Source organism: Amycolatopsis sp. NPDC047767 (assembly GCF_040704195.1).
Classification (GTDB): Bacteria; Actinomycetota; Actinomycetes; order Mycobacteriales; family Pseudonocardiaceae; genus Amycolatopsis.
Window position 1 is genome coordinate 195,493 of record NZ_JBEYSJ010000017.1, and the last position, 19,398, is coordinate 214,890.

16 protein-coding genes and 1 riboswitch are annotated in these 19,398 nt (G+C 70.8%); of the genes, 7 read left to right on the forward strand and 9 right to left on the reverse strand.

Annotation, left to right across the window (positions count from 1 at the left end; all coding sequences use genetic code 11):
- Positions 1–143 precede the first annotated feature (143 nt).
- On the forward strand, positions 144–353 hold the full coding sequence (locus tag AB0878_RS28710) for a helix-turn-helix domain-containing protein (RefSeq protein WP_003071237.1): 210 nt from the start codon (positions 144–146) through the stop codon (positions 351–353).
- Here the strand turns inward: AB0878_RS28710 and AB0878_RS28715 are convergent.
- Entirely contained in the window at positions 340–1,656 is a 1,317-nt protein-coding gene (locus tag AB0878_RS28715) for a glycosyltransferase 87 family protein (protein ID WP_366583346.1), read from the reverse strand. The genes AB0878_RS28710 and AB0878_RS28715 overlap by 14 nt on opposite strands.
- A gap of 71 nt (positions 1,657–1,727) precedes the next feature.
- Entirely contained in the window at positions 1,728–2,600 is an 873-nt protein-coding gene (locus AB0878_RS28720; RefSeq protein ID WP_366583323.1) for an LLM class flavin-dependent oxidoreductase, read from the reverse strand.
- Between the two features lie 74 nt (positions 2,601–2,674).
- Between AB0878_RS28720 and AB0878_RS28725 the strand changes: the two genes are divergently transcribed.
- Both AB0878_RS28725 and AB0878_RS28730 read left to right on the forward strand, forming a co-directional pair.
- On the forward strand, positions 2,675–3,115 hold the full coding sequence (locus AB0878_RS28725) for a MarR family transcriptional regulator (protein ID WP_366583324.1): 441 nt from the start codon (positions 2,675–2,677) through the stop codon (positions 3,113–3,115).
- 114 nt (positions 3,116–3,229) lie between these two features.
- Complete coding sequence (locus AB0878_RS28730) at positions 3,230–5,098, forward strand: ABC transporter ATP-binding protein (protein WP_366583325.1); 1,869 nt, start codon at positions 3,230–3,232, stop codon at positions 5,096–5,098.
- A 45-nt stretch (positions 5,099–5,143) separates the two neighbouring features.
- Here the strand turns inward: AB0878_RS28730 and AB0878_RS28735 are convergent, their stop codons facing one another.
- Positions 5,144–6,307 (reverse strand): serine hydrolase domain-containing protein, encoded by a 1,164-nt coding sequence (locus tag AB0878_RS28735; protein ID WP_366583326.1) that lies wholly within the window; start codon positions 6,305–6,307, stop codon positions 5,144–5,146.
- Between the two features lie 124 nt (positions 6,308–6,431).
- Entirely contained in the window at positions 6,432–7,160 is a 729-nt protein-coding gene (locus AB0878_RS28740; protein WP_366583327.1) for a sugar isomerase domain-containing protein, read from the reverse strand.
- 111 nt (positions 7,161–7,271) lie between these two features.
- Between AB0878_RS28740 and AB0878_RS28745 the strand changes: the two genes are divergently transcribed.
- From AB0878_RS28745 to AB0878_RS28760, 4 genes are all read left to right on the forward strand, one after another.
- A complete protein-coding gene (locus AB0878_RS28745) occupies positions 7,272–7,964 on the forward strand; it encodes an alpha/beta fold hydrolase (RefSeq protein WP_366583328.1) in 693 nt (230 codons plus the stop codon).
- 90 nt (positions 7,965–8,054) lie between these two features.
- On the forward strand, positions 8,055–9,314 hold the full coding sequence (locus AB0878_RS28750) for a cyclopropane-fatty-acyl-phospholipid synthase family protein (protein WP_366583329.1): 1,260 nt from the start codon (positions 8,055–8,057) through the stop codon (positions 9,312–9,314).
- A gap of 117 nt (positions 9,315–9,431) precedes the next feature.
- Positions 9,432–10,631, forward strand: coding sequence for an LCP family protein (locus tag AB0878_RS28755; RefSeq protein ID WP_366583330.1), 1,200 nt, complete (start codon positions 9,432–9,434; stop codon positions 10,629–10,631).
- Between the two features lie 91 nt (positions 10,632–10,722).
- On the forward strand, positions 10,723–11,247 hold the full coding sequence (locus AB0878_RS28760) for a GNAT family N-acetyltransferase (protein WP_366583331.1): 525 nt from the start codon (positions 10,723–10,725) through the stop codon (positions 11,245–11,247).
- Positions 11,248–11,279: 32 nt separating this feature from the next.
- Here the strand turns inward: AB0878_RS28760 and AB0878_RS28765 are convergent, their stop codons facing one another.
- The 5 genes from AB0878_RS28765 to AB0878_RS28785 form a co-directional block, all read right to left on the reverse strand.
- On the reverse strand, positions 11,280–11,741 hold the full coding sequence (locus AB0878_RS28765; protein ID WP_366583332.1) for a peroxiredoxin: 462 nt from the start codon (positions 11,739–11,741) through the stop codon (positions 11,280–11,282).
- Positions 11,742–11,814: 73 nt separating this feature from the next.
- A complete protein-coding gene (locus AB0878_RS28770; protein ID WP_366583347.1) occupies positions 11,815–13,560 on the reverse strand; it encodes an EAL domain-containing protein in 1,746 nt (581 codons plus the stop codon).
- 366 nt (positions 13,561–13,926) lie between these two features.
- Positions 13,927–15,387, reverse strand: coding sequence for a cytochrome P450 (locus tag AB0878_RS28775; protein ID WP_366583333.1), 1,461 nt, complete (start codon positions 15,385–15,387; stop codon positions 13,927–13,929).
- 159 nt (positions 15,388–15,546) lie between these two features.
- A complete protein-coding gene (gene metE / locus AB0878_RS28780; protein ID WP_366583334.1) occupies positions 15,547–17,805 on the reverse strand; it encodes a 5-methyltetrahydropteroyltriglutamate--homocysteine S-methyltransferase in 2,259 nt (752 codons plus the stop codon).
- Positions 17,806–17,904: 99 nt separating this feature from the next.
- A riboswitch (cobalamin riboswitch) is annotated at positions 17,905–18,115 on the reverse strand.
- Positions 18,116–18,216: 101 nt separating this feature from the next.
- Complete coding sequence (locus tag AB0878_RS28785) at positions 18,217–19,290, reverse strand: ribonucleotide-diphosphate reductase subunit beta (protein WP_364047795.1); 1,074 nt, start codon at positions 19,288–19,290, stop codon at positions 18,217–18,219.
- Between the last annotated feature and the right edge of the window lie 108 nt (positions 19,291–19,398).

Genomic DNA, 19,398 nt, shown 5'->3' on the forward strand with positions numbered 1-19,398 from the left:
GAAGCACTTGAATGGCCCAATGTGATCGCAATTTCGCTCGTTTTACGTCTGTCGTCTGGCATTCCTGGGCTTCGTGTTCGATCATTGCCCCGGCAGGGGCCGTCAAATGGCCCAGAACTCCACTCGGCGGGAAGGCGATCGACGTGGCTGATCTCAAGAAAGGCGCGCGGATCACCGGCAACACGCGCGACAAGCTGGCCGCTGACCTGAAGAAGAAATACGAGAAGGGCTCGAGCATCCGGGCCCTCGCTGAGTCCACGGGGCGTTCCTACGGGTTCGTGCACCGTGTTCTCTCTGAGTCCGGGGTCCAGCTGCGGGGGCGCGGCGGGGCCACGCGGGTCAAGAAGAAGTAGCAGTACCAGGCCGACTGCGCGGGGGGCGCAGTCCCTGTTCGGCCGCTCGGAACGTCAGCACTCCTCCGAGCAGCACCAACGGATAAACCAGGTAGCCGTAGCGGGTTGCCGGGGTGAGCAGGACCAACGCGCCGAGCCCGACGGCGATCCGCAAGAGCGCGGCGGATCCCGTCGCGGGGGGACGGCGCACCAGCCACACCAGCATCGCCACTGCTGCGGCCGCCACCAGGACGAGTGAGATCACGCGGCCCGCCGATCCGGTTTCCGCGATCAGGTGGCCCGGAAGCGGGCTTGCCGCGGGGGAGCGCACCACGCCCATCCCGAGCGGGAACCGGATCACGTGCTCCACGAACGCGTCCGGGTCGACCAGGTACACCGGCAGGTGCAGCACCACGGTCGCACTGACCAAAGTGGTCACGAACCACGCGAGTGCCCTGCGGTCGCGTGAATTTCCGTTGTGCGTACGGCACAACACGAAGACCGCGAGCACGGCCGCGGCCGGCGCGACGATGAGCTTCGCGCTGATCACGAGTGCCAGCACGAATCCCGACCAGCCCGCGCGGCCGGTTGCAGCGAGTGCGCAGGCGAGCACGAGCAGTCCCACAATGGCGAGATCGGGACCGGCAACGGCCCAAGTCAATGCGGTGAGTGGGCACGCGATTGCCAATTGTGCCGAAAGAACCGGAATTCGCGGCCATTTCAGCATTCGTAGTGAGCCGATCACACAGAGAGACGCACAAAGCGCGAACATCCACCGGGCATCGGTGAGCGCATTGGTGAACGGTGTTCCCCCGAACAACGCGCGCGGAAGACCGAACACCGTCATCACGGGTCCGTAGGGCGTGTAGTCGTTCACCTCGGGAGCGCGCCCGAGAGCGGTCACGTCGACGTACGGCGTGCCGTGCTGGAGCAGCAGGCTCGCGCTGCGTTCGATCACCCACACCTCGGGCTGCGCGGCCCACGAGACCGGCGTGACGAGCCAGTCGACTCCCGTCAGTCGGCGAATCACGAGCACCACGAGCGGGATGATCATCGCCAACAACCCGATCACCGCGATCGAACACCACCGCGAGCCGAGCCGGCCGCGAGGCGTGCGCCCGAGCCGCGCCGACACGAGCAGCCACCCGCTGTGGGCCGCGGCGAAGCCGTACGCGGCCGTCGCGAAGTTGCCCCAGACGCGGTAGCCGTAGAACTCGGACACGATCGCGCTGATCAACGCGAAGGCGAAGCAGCCCAGGTAGAACACCAGGTCCCACGTCAGCACGCGGACCGCCCGGTCCACGCCGGTCCGGGCCGGCGCCATCAGCAGCTGCACCGCTTCCCCCTCACGAACCTGGCCGTCCCCGTCGCGTCAGGCTACCGAGGGCGTCCGGATCACCCGTCCTCGCCCGTTCGGCCCAGTTCGCGCAGCCGCGGGAGCAGCGCGGCCGCCTGCTTCGCGCGGCCCAGGGCGTCGCCGGCGGAGGGGAGCATGAGGACGAGGTCGGTGAACCCGGCGTCGAGGTAGGTCCGGGCTTCGCGCAGCGTGTCGTCGTCCTGGGCCGAGAGCCGGAACTGCACGGCCCGGCGCACCGTCGCCGGGTCACGGCCGAGGGCCGCGCAATGCCGGTCGAGCACGCCCGACAGCCGCGTGAGCTCCTCGACGGGGGTGCCCGGCAGGCTCGCGTTGAGCCACACGTCGGCGTGCTCGGCGACGACCCGCAGGCCACGGCGTTCGCCGTTGCTCCCGAGCCACAGCGGCGGCTTCGGCGTCTGCACCGGTTTCGGGTCGCTCGTCGCGGCCGTGAGCGAGTAGTGGCTGCCACTGAAGTCGGCGACCGGGCGCGTCCACAGGAGATCGAGGACGGCGCAGGCCTCGGCGAGCCGCTCGACGCGTTCGCGCGCCGGTGGGGTCGGCAGGCCGAGCATCGTGTCGGCGAGCTCGTCGCCACCCGCGCCGAGGCCCACGTCGAGCCGGCCGCCGGAGAGGTGGTCGACAGTCGCGGCCATCTTCGCCAGCACGGCCGGGTGCCGGTTGGTGTTGCCCGACACCAGGCAGCCGATCCGCACGTGCCGCGTGGCCTCGGCCATGGCGGCGAGCAGGGTCCAGGCCTCGAAGACGGCGCCGGTGCGGACCGGGCCCATGGGGGCGAAGTGGTCGAAGGTCCAGAGGCCGTCGAACCGCGCGTCGTCGGCGATCGCCCAGATCTCGCGCAGCGTCGCGACGTCCGTGAACTGCTGCGCGGGTTTCAGCCCGAAGGTCACCATGCAAGGACTCCTGATCGTCAGGGGAATAAATCGTCAGCACAACTGATGATCAGCGTAGGGCTAGGATGCACTGCATGTGGAGTGCCCCCGAAACGCCGGCCGTCGTGACGCGCCGGCTCGGTTATCTGCTCAAGCACGCGCAGCTGCGGCTGGCCGAGCTGCAGGAGCCGCTGCTCGCGCCCCACGGGGTGACCGGGCGGCAGGTTGCCGTGCTCGCGCTGCTGGCCGACGGTGAGCCGCAGTCGCAGCAGGAGGCGGCCGCGCGGCTCGGCGTGGACCGGACGACCATGGTGCAGCTCGTCGACGAACTGGAGGACAAGGCGCTCGTGCGGCGCCACGTCGATCCGGCCGATCGCCGCCGCCGGATCGTGACGCCGACGGAGGAGGGGCTGCGCGTGCTGAAGGCGGCCACCGAGGCGTCGGAGGAGGCCGAACGGCGGCTGCTGGGCCCGCTGGCCGGGCGCGAGGCCGACGCGCTGCGGGAGGTGCTGTGGGCGGTTGTTCACCACCGGTGAACGCCACGGGTGACGGCACGGGGAAGAACTCGGGACGAACCGGCGTTGTGCTGGGCATCTCACGAAAAAAGCTCAAGTAATGTAGAAGTTTGTCGATCGGGGGAAAGGCTCCACATGGACAACTCGTGGGCGTTGCTCGGCTCCGTGATGCGCGGGGCCGACACGCCGAGGGCGCTGACGCGCGGCACCGTGAAACGGGTCGCGCGCTTCGCCCGCCCGCACTGGACGCGGCTGCTCGTGTTCCTCGTGCTCACCGTGGTCTCCGCCGTGCTCGCGGTGACCACGCCCGTGCTGGCGGGCAAGGTCGTCGACGCGGTCGTCGGCGGCCACGACCTGCCGCTGATCATCTGGCTGGCCGTGGTGATCGCGGTGCTGGCCATCCTCGACGCCGGGCTGGGGCTGGCGGAGCGGTGGCAGTCGGCGCGCATCGGCGAGGGGATCATCCTCGACCTGCGCGTCGCCGTGTTCGCCCACGTGCAGAAGCTGCCCATCGCGTTCTTCACGCGCACCCGCACCGGCGCGCTGGTCAGCCGGCTCAACAACGACGTGATCGGCGCCCAGCGCACGTTCACCGCGACGCTGTCGGGTCTGGTCACCAACGTGATCCAGCTCGTGCTCTCGCTCGCGGTCATGGTGACGCTGTCGTGGCAGGTCACGCTCTTCGCGCTGGTGCTGCTGCCGATCTTCGTGCTGCCGGCGCGCCGGCTGGGCCGCCGGATGGCCGGGCTGCAGCGCGAGTCGGCGCAGCTCAACGCCGGCATGACCACGCAGATGACCGAGCGGTTCTCGGCGCCGGGCGCCACGCTCGTGAAGCTGTTCGGCCGTCCGCGCCAGGAAGTCGGCGAGTTCAGCGACCGTGCGGGGCGCGTGCGGGACATCGGCGTGCGCACGGCGATGCTCACCCGCTGGTTCATGACCAGCCTCACGCTCGTGTCGGCGCTCGCGCAGGCGCTGGTCTACGGCCTCGGCGGCTACCTCGCCTTCACCGGCCAGATCGCGCCCGGCACCGTGGTGGCGCTGGCGCTGCTGCTGACCCGGCTCTACGCGCCGCTCACGGCGCTGGCCAACGTCCGCGTGGACGTGATGACCGCGCTGGTGTCGTTCGAGCGGGTCTTCGAGGTGCTCGACCTCGACCCGATGATCAAGGAACCCGAGCAGCCGAAGGCGCTGCCCGCGGGCGGCGTGGCCGTGGAGTTCGACGACGTGCGCTTCGGGTACCCGGCGGCCGACCGGTTCTCGCTGGCGTCACTGGAAGACGTGGCCACTCTGGACAGCCGCGGGGGTGAAGAGGTGCTGCACGGCATCAGCTTCCGCGCCGAACCGGGCCAGATGGTGGCGCTGGTCGGCTCCTCGGGTGCCGGCAAGTCGACCATCGCGTCGCTGCTGCCGCGCCTTTACGACGTGGACGGCGGTGCGGTCCGGCTGTCCGATGTGGACGTCCGGGATCTGGACTTCGCGACGCTGCGCGCCACGGTGGGCGTGGTGACGCAGGACGGGCACCTGTTCCACGACACCATCCGCGCCAACCTCGCCTACGCCCGCCCGGGCGTGACCGACGACGAGATCTGGGCCGCGCTGGAGCAGGCTCGCCTGAGCCACCTGGTGCATTCGCTGCCCGACGGCCTCGACACGACCGTGGGCGAACGCGGCTACCGCCTCTCCGGCGGCGAGCGCCAGCGCCTCACCATCGCGCGGCTGCTGCTGGCGCAGCCGAAGGTCGTGGTGCTGGACGAAGCCACGGCGCACCTGGACTCCGAGTCGGAGGCCGCGGTCGGCGAAGCCCTCACGGGCGCGCTCGAAGGCCGCACGGCGCTCGTGATCGCGCACCGGCTCTCCACCGTCCGCGCCGCCGACCTGATCCTGGTCGTCGAGGACGGCCGGATCGTCGAGCGCGGCACGCACGAAGAGCTGCTCGCCCTCGGCGGCCGCTACGCCGAGCTGCACCACACGCAGTTCGACGAGGAGCCGTCCGCGGTCGCCTGACGCGCCGTGAAGGGCGTCTCGAGGAAGGCTCGAGGCGCCCTTCGCTCAATTTTCGAGACAGGCGAAGGTCGCGTTGACGAGCGCCATCTTGCGCGGGTCGTCACGCAGCAGCGGGCCCATGCGGTTCATTACATAACCGAAGCCGATGCCGGCTTCCGGGTCGGCGCCGCCGGACGAGCCGCCGAGCCCGTCGTGGCCGAACGCGGCCGGGTTGGGGCCGAAGCCGCGCGCGTCGCTGCCGAGGTAGAAGCCGAGCGCCCACTCGTTGGGCACGCCGGCGACGAGGTCGACCGAGGCGCCCTGTCCTTCGCGGGCCCGCGCGAGCGCGCCGGCCGAGATCAGGCGTTCGGAGCCGTCGGCCAGGGCGCCGTAGATGACCGCGAGCGCCTTGGCCGTGCCGTGGCCGTTGAGGGCCGGCATCACGGCCCGCCGCCACGCGGGATCGTTGGCGTGGTGGCCTTCCACGCGCGGGTTGGCCATGGCGGCGAGCGCGACCGGTCCGGCGTTCGCGAACGCCTCGGTCAGCGCCGTGGTCAGCTCCGGCGTGAGCACCGGCTCCGCGAGCGTCGAGCAGCGCCCGAGGTCGGCTTCCCCGACCCCGAGGGAGAAATCCGCGTCCAGGGGACCGGCCACGTGCTCGGCGAAGAATGCGTCGATGCCCTGCCCGGCCACGCGGCGCACGACCTCGCCGACGAGGAAGCCGTAGGACAGCGCGTGGTAACCGCCGGCCGAGCCGGGCGGGAACAGCGGTTCCTGCCCGGCCAGCAGCCCCGTGATGTGGTCCCAGTCGTAGAGCTCCTCGACCTTCACGGGGCGCGCCAGGCCGATGCCGACGACGCCGGAGCGGTGCGAGAGCAGCCAGCGCACCGGGATGTCCTGCTTGCCCGCCGCGGCGAACTCGGGCCAGTAACGCGCCACGGGGGCGTCGAGGTCGAGCTCGCCGGCGTCGGCCAGCTGATGCGCGCAGATCGCCGTCATGCCCTTAGTCGTGGACCAGACGTTGGTCAGCGTGTCCGGCCGCCACGGTGTGGTGCGGCCCGGGTCCGCCCAGCCGGCCCAGAGATCCACCACGACCTCGCCGTGGTGGGTCACCGCGAAGGCCGCGCCGAGCTCGTCGCGCTCGGAAATGTTCTCGACGAACGCGTCCTGCACCGCCTCGAACCCGGGTGCGCAGGTGCCGTGCAGGGGCACGGCCGTCTCATCGTCCATGCTGGCCCGCCTCCACTCGACACCGACTGGTCGGTACGCCGAAGCTAGAAGCGCGGATCGGGCCCGTCAAGACCTGCCGGGCCCGGTCCTTTTTCGCCGGAAGTGCCGATGGTTCGCCGACGGGCTACCGCAGGGCCGGCACGCGCGGGCCGTACTTGGCGAGCAGGGCCGTGTTGGCCTCGTCGCCACCCTCCACATTGGAGCTTCGCCACAGCGGGACGTCGATGCCCTCGGCCGTGCCGCGGTCGTAGACCTCCGCCAGGATCAGGTTCCACAGGAACGCGTTGACCACAGTGGACAGTGGTGCGGTGCGCGGTGCGGCCGCCGGGTGGCTCGCGTCGCCGGGGACCACGAGCGAGTCGAGCACGACCGTGCCCTCCTCGACCAGCGTCGTCGCCGACCGGCGCGGCGCCGCGGCCACGCACGCGCGCGACGTCACGGCGATCACCGCCGCGCCCCGGCGGCGGGCACCGGCGGCCAGCTCCACCGGGTACGGGTTCACGCCGGAGGTCGAGAACACCACGAGCACGTCGTCGGGGCCCGGCGCGCGCTCGGCCAGCACCTCTTCGGCCAGCCCGCTGCGGCGCTCGGTCTTCGTGCTGTGCTGCGCGCCGTGCAGGGGCAGCAGCTCCGGGTGGTACAGCGGGTAGACGCAGGCGAGGCCGCCCGCGCGGTAGAACGTCTCGGCGACCGCGGCGAGCGAGTGCCCGGCACCGGCGGTGAACACGAGGGCGTCGGACCGGATCACCCCGAGCACGAGGTCGGCCGCCGCCGTCAGCGCTTCGGCGTTGGCCTGCTGCGCGGCCGCGAGCTTGTCCGAGGTGCTCTTCCAGATTTCCGTGGCGCTCACCACACCTGCCCTTCGTCGCGGGGTCGGGCGCCGAATGTATCGCTTGGACACGCTTCGTGGTGGATTAGCGTGAGAGCTGATCATCCGGGCGTACCGGTGACTGGGAGGCGGCACGTGGACGGAGTACCCGTCGTTTCGGTGCGGCGCGCGCACGGGCGGACGAGGGCGGTGGCGCTGGTGCTGCACGGCGGCGCCGAGCACGGCACCGCGGCCGTGGGGCCGTGGCGGCTGGCGTACCTGCGCATGGTGCCGCTGGCCCGCGCCCTGCACCGCGCGGGCCGCACGGCGGGCCTGGAGGTGCGCTTGGTGCGCAACCGCCGCTACGGCTGGAACGCGCCCGCGGAAGACCCGGTGGACGACGCCCGCTGGGCGCTGGAGCGCATCCACGCCGAGCACCCGGGCCTGCCCGTCGTGCTCGTCGGGCACTCGATGGGCGGACGCGTGGTGCTGCGCGTGGCCGACGACCCCGCCGTGGTGGGCGTGTGCGCGCTCGCGCCGTGGACGCCGCCCGGGGAGCCGGTGGACGCCGTCTCGGGCCGCTCCGTGGTGATGCTGCACGGCACGCGTGACCGGATCACCTCACCGCGTGATTCCCACGCTTTCGCCGAGCGCGCGCGGGAGCTCGCCAAGCGCCTCGCGCGCTTCGAGGTCACCGGCGAAGGGCACGCGATGATCAAGCGTCCGGCGGTCTGGACCAGGCTGATGTGTGCTTTCACACTGGAAGCGATCGACGCGGGCGAGACCGACGAGACTCTCCGGCAGGCGTGGACCCGGCCCGCGGACGAGCGGCTGCGCATCCCCGTGTGACCGGATCCGGCGACAACCGCGCAGCGCAGGTCGCGTGTGCCGGGAATACCATCAGATGTGGGCCGACGGGCCCATTCCGGAGGGAGTGTCTTGTCCACCTCAAGTGTTGACCGGGCGGCGGGGCCCGCCTCGCAGCCGGTGCCCGAGGAAACCCGGTGGCCGGGGCTGGCCACGCCGCCCCACTCGCCGCTTCGCGCGCGGGCCGCGGAGGCGCTCTTCCGCCGTGCCGTGAAGAACCTCGACCTGCGGGTCACCTTCCCGGACGGCACCGTTCTGGGGGCCGGCGGGCCGGAGGCGCCCGAGATGCGCATCCTGCGGCCCTCGGCGTTCTTCCACCGGCTCGGCGCCGACGCGAAGATCGGGTTCGGCGAGTCGTACATGGTGGGGGACTGGACCGCCGAGGACCTCGCGGGCGTGCTCACGCCGTTCGCGGAGAAGCTGGCCACGATCGTGCCGCCGTTCCTGCAGCGCTTCCGCCGGCTCGCCGAGCGGGTGCAGCCGGCGGCGGAGGAGAACACGATCGAGGGGTCGCGGTCGAACATCCACCGGCACTACGACCTGTCCAACGACCTGTTCAGCGCGTTCCTCGACGAGTCGATGATGTACTCCTCGGCGCTGTTCGGCCCGGGCGACAGCCTGACGCAGGCCCAGCACCGCAAGCTCGACAGCGTGCTGGACTACGCGGGCGTGCGCGAGGGCAGCGAGGTGCTCGAGATCGGCACCGGCTGGGGCGAGCTGTCGATCCGCGCGGCCTCGCGGGGCGCGAAGGTGACGTCGCTGACCATCTCGCAGGAGCAGAAGACCCTCGCCGACGCGCGCATCGCCGAGGCGGGCCTGTCCGACCGCGTCGACGTGCAGCTGTGCGACTACCGCAACGCCACCGGCCAGTACGACTCCGTGGTCAGCGTGGAGATGATCGAGGCCGTCGGGCAGTCCTACTGGCCCACGTTCTTCGCCACCATCGGCAAGCGGCTGCGCCCGGGCGGGCGCTTCGGCCTGCAGGCCATCACGATGGACCACGACCGGATGCTGGCGGCGGCCCGGTCGTACACCTGGATCCACAAGTACATCTTCCCGGGCGGCATCATCCCGTCGGTGCAGGCCATCGAGGACGGCATGCGCGACAACACCCGCCTCAAGCTGGCCGGGATGCGCGAGTTCGGCCAGGACTACGCCCGCACGCTCAAGCTGTGGGGCGAGCGGTTCCACCAGCGCTGGGACGACATCCGCGGCTTCGGCTTCGACGACGTGTTCCACCGCATGTGGGAGTTCTACCTCGCGTATTCGGAGGCCGGGTTCCGCTCCGGGCACATCAAGGTGCACCAGTTCGGGTTCGCCGACCCCCGCTGACCAGGCCGTTCCCTCACCGATGAACCTGCACCCGGTGCCGCACGTCCTTTGTTCGAGGACGTGCGGTTCACTGGGCCGCACGAGTTGTGCCGGATTCGGGGAACGGGTGATCGACCGATGACGTACGGAGGCGACGACGGCCGGCGGCGCATGCCGCCCAGGCCACCGCAGCCCGCCGCACGCCCGCGGCAGCATCAGCGGGCGCAGATGATGCCGCTGCCAGGAGTGAGCAGCAGTCCGTACGACGAGCGCACCAGACCCCTGGGTTCGCGCGGCGAGGCTCCCGTACCCCCGCCCGCGCCGCCCCGGCAGGCGCCGCCGCGCCAGGCCCCGCCGCCCGGGCCGGCTCCGCGCCGGCGCCGCCGGTGGAGCTTCGGCAAGGTCCTGATGACGCTGGTGCTGATCTTCGTCGTGTTCATCGGCGGGATCTGGGCGTACCTGGAGTTCTCGATCAAGCGCGTCGACGCGCTGGCCGACTACGACGGCCGTCCCGCGGCCGCGTCGGGCACCAACTGGCTGATCGTCGGTTCCGACAGCCGCGACGGGCTGTCGGCCGCGGACGAGGAACGCCTGGCGACCGGTGACGTCGCGGCGGCCGGCGGCGGGCAGCGCACCGACACGATCATGATCGCGCACATCCCGGACAACGACACCAAGCCGACGCTGCTGAGCCTGCCGCGCGACTCCCAGGTGAAGATCCCGGGCCACGGCACGAACAAGATCAACGCCGCGTTCTCGCTCGGCGGCCCGGCGCTGCTGGTCAAGACCGTGGAAGGTGTCACCGGCCTGCGCATGGACCACTACGCGGAGATCGGCTTCGGCGGCTTCGCGAACATCGTCGACGCGATCGGCGGCGTGGACATGTGCGTGGACAAGGAGATGCACGACACCTTCACCAACATCGACATCAAGGCCGGCTGCCAGACGCTCGACGGCCGGTCCGCGCTCGGGTTCGTCCGCATGCGCCACAGCAGCGCGACCCCGCGCTCGGACCTCGACCGCGTGGCCAACCAGCGCAAGTTCATCGGTGCCCTCGTGAGCCAGATCGCGAGCCCGGGAACCTTGCTGAACCCGTTCGACTTCTTCCCGCTGCTGTCCTCGGCGCCCGACGCGCTGACGATGGACTCGGGCGACCACGTGCACAACCTGGCCGGCCTGGCGATCGCGATGCGCGGCATCTCGTCCGACGGCGTGCTCACCGGCACGGTGCCGGTCACCGACGGCTCGGCCCAGCACTGGGACAAGACGAAGTCGGCGCAGCTGTTCGACGCGCTGAAGAACGACACCACGGTGCCGCCCACCGCCGTCGTCAACTAGCTCACGAACACCGGACCGCGGGGCCTGCCGGAAACGGCGGGCCCCGCGTTATTTCGATGCCACCGTGGTGTTCCGGTGCCACCATGAGGACATGGACACCCTCACCGACGGCGTGGTCACCCTCAACCGCTGGCGCGCCGAAGACCTCGGCGTGCTCGTGGACACGGTCTCGGCCTCGCGCGAGCACATCGGCGCGTGGCTCGTCTGGGCCACCGACGGCTACGGCCCGGCCGAGGGCACGGAGTTCCTCACGAGCACGGCCGAACGCTGGGCGTCCGGGGAGGCCCAGGAGTACGGCATCCACACCGCCGACGGCACGCTCGCCGGCGGTTGCGGGCTGATGCGCCGCGACGACGGCCGCGAGATCGGCTACTGGCTGGCGAAGTCGTGCACCGGCCGCGGCCTGGCCACGCGCGCGACGGCCCTGCTCGTCGCCGAGGCCTGGCGCCTGGGCGCGCCCCACGTCGACATCCTCCACGACGAGCTGAACACCAAGAGCGGTGCGATCCCGGCCCGGCTGGGTTTCACCCTGCACCACAAGGAAGCCGCCTCCGACGCGCTGGCCCCGGCCTGCTCGGGCAACGACTTCGTGTGGCGGATCCAGCGGTCGAGCTGACCGGCGAATCCCTTGCCGGGCAAGGGAAAGCGTCAGGAGGCGTTCTTGCGCTCGCGCAGCACCTTCAACGCGCGGTCCGCGTGGGCGGTGAAGTTCAGCTCGCTCTTGATCACGTCGAGCACGCGCCGGTCGGTGTCGATGACGAAGGTGGTGCGCTTGGTGTGCAGCGGGATGAACTTGCGCCAGGTGCCGAACTGCTTCGCCACGACGCCGTCCACATCGGACAGCAGCGGGTAGTCGAACCCGTTGGCGGCGGAGAACTCCCGCTGCTTGGCCACGGCGTCCGGGCTGATGCCCACGCGCTGGGCGCCCACCTCGGCGAACTCGACCGCCAGGTCGCGGAAGTGACAGCTCTCGGCGGTGCAGCCGCTCGTCATGGCGGCGGGGTAGAAGAACAGCACGACCGGGCCGGCCGCGAGGAAGTCCGACAGCGTGCGGTCCTTGCCCTGGTCGTCGGAGAGGGTGAAGTCGGGCGCGAGGTCGCCGGTGTCCATCGGGGTCCTTTCGGGTGGGGTCCGCGAACCATGATCCTCCCCGGTGTTCGGACCTGCACCGCAGGTGGATCGGTCAGCCGGCGTGGCGCTCGATCATCTCGTCCACTTCGTCGCCCGTGGCGGAATCGGCGACGAACGCACCGCGCGCCGCGAGCACGCCGAGCTGGCGCAGGCGAGCCGCGTGCTCGGTGCTTCGCACCCCTTCGGCGCCGATGCGCAGCTTGAGCTCCTTGCCGCGCTCCACGAGCTGGCTCAGGTGCCGGACGTCGGCTTCGGTGGGGGAGTCGGCCAGGGCGTCGACGACCGGGCCGCTGAGGATCACGTGCCGCACGGGCAGGTCGAAGCGCGGGATCAGCTCGAGGTCGGCCGAGCCCGAGATCGTGAGCACGAGCTGCGCGCCGAGGTCGGCCAGCACCGTGAACGAGTCGTACACCTCTTCGTTGTCGTCGAACATCGACTGCCGGTCGACGCACAGGCGCAGCGCCTTCGCCGGAAGGTTGTGGCGGTCGAGCTGCTCCTTGACCAGCAACACGAGGTCGTCGTCGCTCGCGAGCCGTTGCGGCAGCCGGATGCAGACGTCGGGCGTGGCCTCACCGAAGCGCGTCCGCCAGCGGGCGGTGGCGGCGAGCGACTCGGCGAGCAGCCACTTGCCGAGCGGCACCGTCATGCCGGTGGTCTGCGCCAGCGGGTAGAAGTCCTCGGAGTCGAGCTCGCCCTTGTCCGGGTGGTTCCACCGCAGGCCGGCGTTCACGGCCGCGATCTCGTCGGGCTTCGCGAGCTTCACGGTCGGCTGGTAGACGAGGGAGAACTCGCCGTTCTCCAGCGCGCCGGCGATCACCGCGCCGAGCTGGTAGCGGCTGCGGTCGCGCTCGTCCTCCGCCGGGTCGAACAGCGTCCACCGCGCCTTGCCGCGCTCCTTGGCCCGGTGCAGCGCGAGCTCCGCGGCCCGCCGCAGCTCGGTGTGCCCGCCGCCGGGGCACCCGCCCACGACGATGCCGGCGCTGGCGCTCACCCCGATCCCGTGGCCGCCGAGGTACACGGCCTCGTTGAGGTCTTCGAGCGCACGCTCGACGAGGCTCACCACGTGCTGCGTCTTGAGGTCGGCGCCGCGCATCAGCACGCCGAACCCGTCGCCGGACAGGCGGGCGACGTAGCCGTCGTGGTGCCCGGTGAAGGTCGTCGACAGCTTGCTCGCGACCTCCTTGAGCACCTGGTCGCCCACGCCGGCGCCGAGGCCGTCGTTGATCACCTTGAAGCCGTCGATGTCGAGGTAGACCAGCGCGATCTCTTCGCCGCCGGGCGAGCCGAGCGCGGCCTCGACGCGGTTGGCGAACGCCTGGGAGTTGGGCAGGCCCGTGAGCGCGTCGTGCACGTTCTGGTGCAGCAGGCGCTCGCCGAGCAGGTGCAGGTCGTCGGTGTCGGCGGCCATCAGCACGGGGAAGTGCGTGTCCTGCCGGTCTCCGGGCAGCCGCGCGAGCGTGACGTTGGTGGTGATGCTGCCGTCCTGGCTGTGGTCGAGGTGCACGCCGCGTTCGGTGAGGCGGCCGATCTCCGTGGTGGCCAGGCGCTCGAGGCAGGCGCGGATGCGGGTGGCGTCGTGGTCGGTCGCGGCCAGGTCGGCGAGGTGCTTGCCGTGGAGGCGGCTCTGGGTCGAGCTGAGCAGCTTGGCCAGCGCGGCGTTGGCCTCCATGATCACGCCGGACGGGTCGGCGAGCGCGATCCCGATCGGGGCGGTGGAAAAGAGCGTGGTGAAGCGCAGGACGGCGCCTTCGTACGCGGGCGTCGCGACGTCGGCGACCTCCTGGGCGAAGGACAGCATGAGACGTTCCAGTTCCGCGGGCGGAAGCGTTACTCCTTTCGTGTCGGTCAGCGTCGTCGCGAACTTGCGCGCGACGTCGACCAACCCTGGCGCGGCACCAGGCTCAGGCACACTCCACCTCTTCATGCGCGGACTAAAGCCAGCTCAGACCCGGTGTGAAGGTTCATGGACCCACACTAGGTATGAGTTGGCCGTGAGTGATGCCACGGCATCATGCGCGAAACGGGGTGTCTACCGGCTGAACGAGTGATGACTCCTACACAAATGGTGACGTGATGTCACCTTGAGTGCTCGAACGTGTTTTTCCGGTTCGTCCGATTTTCCGTTGGTCCGGCACAGTCGGCTCCCCGCCTCCCGCAATGACCGTCAACGATATTCGAGACGCACCGGCAGTCCGTCGGCGGGGACCGGCAACGACACGTAGTCCCAGCGCGCGGTGTAGTCCTGGGGCACCGACCAGCGGAAAGTCCGCAGCATCTCGTGCATCAGCGCCTTGACCTCGAGGCTGCCGAAGTGCAGCCCGATGCACTTGTGCGCCCCGCCGCCGAAGGGCATCCACGCGAACCGGTGCGACTTGTCCTCGCGCCGCGGCTCGGCGAACCGCTCGGGGTCGAAGCGCATCGGGTCGGTCCAGCACTCGGGGGTGAAGTGGTTCAGCGTCGGCGAGACGCCGACGAGCGTGCCTTCCGGGATGAAGTGACCGAGGACCTCGGTGTCCTTCGTGGTCTTGCGGGCCATCGACGGCACCGGTGCCCGCAGCCGCAGCGACTCCTTCATCACGAGGTCGAGCGTCTCCAGGCTTTCCAGCGCCTCGATGTCCGGCACGTCGTCGCCCAGCGCGAGCGACTCCGCGCGGGCGCGTTCCTGCCACTCCGGGTGCTTGGCCAGGTAGTAGGCCATGGCGCTGCTGGTGATCGTGGTGGTGTCGTGCGCCGCCATCATCAGGAAGATCATGTGGTTCACGATGTCCGCGTCGGTGAACCGGTCGCCGTCCTCGGTGGTGGCGGTGCAGAGGGCGGCGAACAGGTCGTCGCCGCCCGCGCGGCGCTTTTCCGGCAGGGTCTCGCCGAAGTAGCGCTCCAGCAGCCGCCGGCCGCGCAGGCCCGCGGACCAGCGGCCGCCGGGCACGGGGTAGCGCACGAGCGCCGTGCCCGCGCGCACCGTGTTCACGAACGCGCGGTTGATCCGCATCGCGTCGTCGGGTGAGCGCATGTCCATGAACACGCGCGTGGCCACGTCCAGCGTGAGCTGCTTGAGCGACCAGTACAGCCGGGGCCGCGTGCCGCCGGGCCACGCCTGGACGCCGGCGCGCAGGGCCGGGCCCATCTGCCCGACGTAACCGACGAGCCGCTCGCGCGTGAACGCGCTCTGCATGATCCGCCGGTGCAGGTGGTGCTCGCCGAAGTCGAGCAGCATGAGGCCGCGGTCGAAGAACTTCTCGATGAAGAACTTCCAGCCCTCCTGCGAGAACGCCTTGTCCTTGTTCACCAGGGCGATCTGCGTGGCCTCGGGGCCGGACAGCGACACGATCCGGCGGCCGAAGCCGCCCATCCACGAGACGGGGCCGTACTTCTCGTAGCGGCTGAAGCTGAAGTCCAGGCCGAACCGCATCATCTCCAGCGCGTGGCCCACGACCGGCGGCCCGTCGTCGCCGAGCACCGGCTTGAGGCCGCTGCCCGCGGGCGGCGGCGCGAGCTCGCGCACGGGGTAGGTGGCCGCCTGCCAGCGCTGGTCGACCGTGCGGGGCAGCGGCATCGACGTGAGCGTGGGCACGCGCTCACGCAGGCTCTCGGCGACCCTGCCGACCTTGCCGACTGCGCTCGTCATCGCGACCTGCCTTCACTGGCGGAACCCCGGTCGACCTCCACCGTGCCGCGCTGTTGACCGAATGACAATACCTTCGGCGGGCTCCATCCGGGTGATCCTTGACGCAGCGCCGGTGCCGGGCAGTGGTTCGCGCCGCCCGGCACCGTCGCCGCGGTTTGTTCAGTCCTGCTCGGCGCGGACCTGGCGGGCCGCCGCGACGAGGTGGCGCAACGCGGGCTCCACCTCGGCGTAGCGGCGGGTCTTGAGGCCGCAGTCGGGGTTCACCCACAGCCGCCGGGCCGGCACGGCGGCGGCGGCCGCCGTGCGCAGCAGGTCCGCGACCTCGTCGACGCCGGGCACGCGCGGTGAGTGGATGTCGTAGACGCCCGGCCCGACGCCGCGCGCGAACCCGCCGGCCGCGAGGTCGGCGAGCACCTCCATCTTCGAGCGCGCGGCTTCGATGCTGGTCACGTCGGCGTCGAGGCCGTCGATCGCGGAGAGGACCTCCCCGAACTCCGAGTAGCACATGTGCGTGTGGATCTGGGTGCCTTCGGCGACCCCGGCCGTCGCGACGCGGAACGCGCGCACCGCCCAGCCGAAGTAGGCCGAGTGCCCGGCCGCGCGCAGCGGAAGCAGCTCCCGCAGCGCCGGCTCGTCGACCTGGATCACGCGCACGCCCGCGGCTTCGAGGTCGGCCACCTCGTCGCGGATCGCGAACGCGACCTGCAGCGCGGTGTCGGCGAGCGGCTGGTCGTCGCGCACGAACGACCACGCGAGGATCGTGACCGGGCCGGTGAGCATGCCCTTGATCGGCTTGGCCGTGCGGCTCTGCGCGTACCGCGCCCACGGCACGGTCATCGGCCGCGGTCGCGAGACGTCGCCGTGGAGGATCGGCGGGCGGACGCAGCGCGAGCCGTAGGACTGCACCCAGCCGTGCTCGGTCGAGGCGAACCCGGCGAGCTGCTCGGCGAAGTACTGCACCATGTCGTGGCGCTCGGGCTCGCCGTGCACGAGCACGTCGAGGCCCAGCTCCTCCTGCAGCCGCACCACGCGGTCGATCTCGGCGTGCATCTCGGCCACGTACGCGGCTTCCTCGAGCGTGCCCGCGCGGTACGCGGCGCGCGCCTTGCGGACGTCGGTGGTCTGCGGGAACGAGCCGATCGTGGTGGTCGGCAACGGCGGCAGGCCGAGGGATTCCTGTTGCAGGGCCGCCCGTTGCTCATACGGCGCACGCACGGCGTCCTCGGGCTTCAGTGCCGCCAGGCGCTCGCGCACGGCCGCGTCCACCGGGTTCGTCGCGCGGTCCGCGACGGCCGCGCGCGCCGCAGACAGGTCCACCTGATCGCCGCGCAGCGCCCGCCCGAGCAGTACGACCTCGGCGACCTTCTGGTCGGCGAACGCGAGCCAGCTCTTCAGCCGTGGGTCGAGGTTCTCGGCCTCGACGTCGTGGGGCACGTGCAGCAGCGAGCACGACGTCGACACGCTGACGTGCCGCGCGGTGCCGGCCAGCCGGGCGGCACGTTCGAGCGCACGGTCCGGGTCCGTGCGCCACACGTTGCGCCCGTCGACGACACCGGCGAGCACCTCCTTGTCGCGCAAGGCGCCTTCCGCCGCCACGGCGTCCACAAAGGACTCCTCGGTGACGAGGTCCACGGCCAGCGCGTCGATGGGGGAGCGGGCCAGCACGCCCAGCCCGCGACCGAGCCCGCCGAAGTACCCGGCGACGAGCAGCTTCGGCCGGTCTTCGGCCTTGGCCAGCACGTGGTACGCGCGGGTCAGCGCGTTGAGTTCCTTCGTGGTGCGGTCGCCGGCGAACGCCGGCTCGTCGAGCTGCACCCACTCGACGCCCTCGGCCTTCAGCGCGCACAGCAGCGCCGCGTACGCGGGCAGGAGCTCGTCGAGCAGCTCCAGCGGCTCGAACCCCGGCCGCGTCGCCTTGGCCAGCAACAGGAACGTGACCGGGCCGACGAACACCGGCCGCGTCTCGATGCCCAGCTCCCGGGCCTCGCGCACCTCGTCGAGCGGCTTCGTGCCCGACAACGCGAAGCGCGAGTCGGGACCCAGTTCGGGCACGAGGTAGTGGTAGTTGGTGTCGAACCACTTCGTCATCTCGAGCGCCGGCTCGTCCTGCACGCCGCGCGCGGCCGCGAAGTACGTATCGAGCGGCGAGAGGCCGAGGCGGGTGAAGCGCGCCGGCAGCGCGCCGAACAGCTCGGCGGTGTCGAGCACCTGGTCGTAGTGGGAAGACGTGTTCGAGGGGACCGATTCCAGGCCCGCTTCGCGCAGCCGCGACCAGGTCCGCCCGCGCAGTTCGCGGCCGGTGGCGAGCAGTTCCGCCTCGCCGGTGGTGCCCGCCCAGTAGCGTTCCAGGGCGCGCTTCAGTTCCCGGGCCGGCCCGATGCGCGGGTACCCCAGGATCGTGGTGCCGATGGTGGTCACAGGCTCTCTCCTCGCGAGCTCGTTCGAGGCGAGCCCGGGCACGCGAGAACCGCGTCTTCGGTCAGGCCTGCTCCCACGGGGCCCGGACTCACGCACGCCGTCGGCGCACGTACCACGGGCAGGTCTTCGGACTCGTGGGCGCCGAGCTCGCGCCTACTCACCGTCGCTTCCCGGGCTCGCGCCCAGTGCTTGACCACGAAATCGTGGTGACGGCTTTCGTTCCCACTCACCGCTGCGGGGCAGTCCCGGACTCACACCGGGTTCCCTGTTGCCTCGCCAGGGTGTGGCCGCACGAAAAAAGCCCGGCCACGCCCTGGCGAACCAGTGGCGTGGCCGAGCCTAGCGGGTCGCGGCACCGGGTGGCACGACGTCCGCTGTGATCCCGGAGACCGGGATCAGTCCTGCAGCCGATCAGTCCCAGTCCAGCGCGCCGCCGGACTGGTACTCGATCACGCGGGTCTCGAAGAAGTTCTTCTCCTTCTTCAGGTCCATCGCCTCCGACATCCACGGGAACGGGTTCTCCGTCTCCCCGAAGATCGGCGCGAGGCCGATCTGCTGGGCGCGCCGGTCGGTGATGAAGTGCATGTACTGCTCGCACAGCTGCGCCGAAAGGCCGAGCATGCCGCGCGGCATGGTGTCACGCGCGTAGCGGACCTCCAGCTCGCACGCGTCGGTCAGCATCTGCCGGATCTCCGCCTGGAACTCTTCCGTCCACAGGTGCGGGTTCTCGATCTTGATCTGGTTGATGCAGTCGATGCCGAAGTTCAGGTGGATCGACTCGTCGCGCAGGATGTACTGGTACTGCTCGGCGATGCCGACCATCTTGTTGCGGCGGCCGAGCGAGAGGATCTGCGCGAAGCCGGTGTAGAACCACATGCCCTCGAAGATCACGTAGAACGCCACGAGGTCGCGCAGGAACGCCTGGTCGGCCTCCGGCGTGCCGGTCTCGAAGTCCGGGTTCTCGAGGTTCTGCGTGTACTTCAGCGCCCACGCGTCCTTCTCGGAGATGGACGGCACCTCGCGGTACATGTTGAACAGCTCGCCCTCGACCAGGCCGAGGCTTTCGCAGATGTACTGGAAGGTGTGCGTGTGCACGGCCTCCTCGAACGCCTGGCGCAGCAGGTACTGGCGACACTCGGGGTTGGTGATCTGGCGGTACACCGCGAGCACGATGTTGTTGGCCACCAAGGACTCCGCCGTGGCGAAGAAGCCGAGGTTGCGCTTGAGCATCTGGCGCTCGTCCTCGGTCAGGCCGTCGGGCGACTTCCACAGCGCGATGTCGGCCTGCATGGCGACCTCGGTCGGCATCCAGTGGTTGTTGCACGCGGCGAGGTACTTGTCCCACGCCCAGCGGTACTTCATGGGCAGCAGCTGGTTCACGTCGGCGCGGGCGTTGATCATGCGCTTGTCGTCGACGTTGATCCGGGCGGCGCCGACCTCGATCGCGCCGAGGCCGGTGGCGTCCGTGGTCTCCACGTTGGTCATCTAGAGGCTCCAAGAAAAGGCTCGTGAAGGGGTGCGGCCTCCAGCCCACCAGGTCGACGCCGTACACCGCCTCCGTCACCGGGTGCTCGACCTGCAGCCGCGTGTTGA

Bases quoted from the DNA above. Each gene is read 5' to 3' on its own strand.
- AB0878_RS28715 (WP_366583346.1), bottom strand. From the start codon at position 1,656: ATGGCGCCGGCCCGGACCGGCGTGGACCGGGCGGTCCGCGTGCTGACG.
- AB0878_RS28720 (WP_366583323.1), bottom strand. From the start codon at position 2,600: ATGGTGACCTTCGGGCTGAAACCCGCGCAGCAGTTCACGGACGTCGCG.
- AB0878_RS28725 (WP_366583324.1), top strand. From the start codon at position 2,675: ATGTGGAGTGCCCCCGAAACGCCGGCCGTCGTGACGCGCCGGCTCGGT.
- AB0878_RS28730 (WP_366583325.1), top strand. From the start codon at position 3,230: ATGGACAACTCGTGGGCGTTGCTCGGCTCCGTGATGCGCGGGGCCGAC.
- AB0878_RS28735 (WP_366583326.1), bottom strand. From the start codon at position 6,307: ATGGACGATGAGACGGCCGTGCCCCTGCACGGCACCTGCGCACCCGGG.
- AB0878_RS28755 (WP_366583330.1), top strand. From the start codon at position 9,432: ATGACGTACGGAGGCGACGACGGCCGGCGGCGCATGCCGCCCAGGCCA.
- AB0878_RS28760 (WP_366583331.1), top strand. From the start codon at position 10,723: ATGGACACCCTCACCGACGGCGTGGTCACCCTCAACCGCTGGCGCGCC.
- AB0878_RS28765 (WP_366583332.1), bottom strand. From the start codon at position 11,741: ATGGACACCGGCGACCTCGCGCCCGACTTCACCCTCTCCGACGACCAG.
- AB0878_RS28770 (WP_366583347.1), bottom strand. From the start codon at position 13,560: ATGCTGTCCTTCGCCCAGGAGGTCGCCGACGTCGCGACGCCCGCGTAC.
- AB0878_RS28775 (WP_366583333.1), bottom strand. From the start codon at position 15,387: ATGACGAGCGCAGTCGGCAAGGTCGGCAGGGTCGCCGAGAGCCTGCGT.
- AB0878_RS28785 (WP_364047795.1), bottom strand. From the start codon at position 19,290: ATGACCAACGTGGAGACCACGGACGCCACCGGCCTCGGCGCGATCGAG.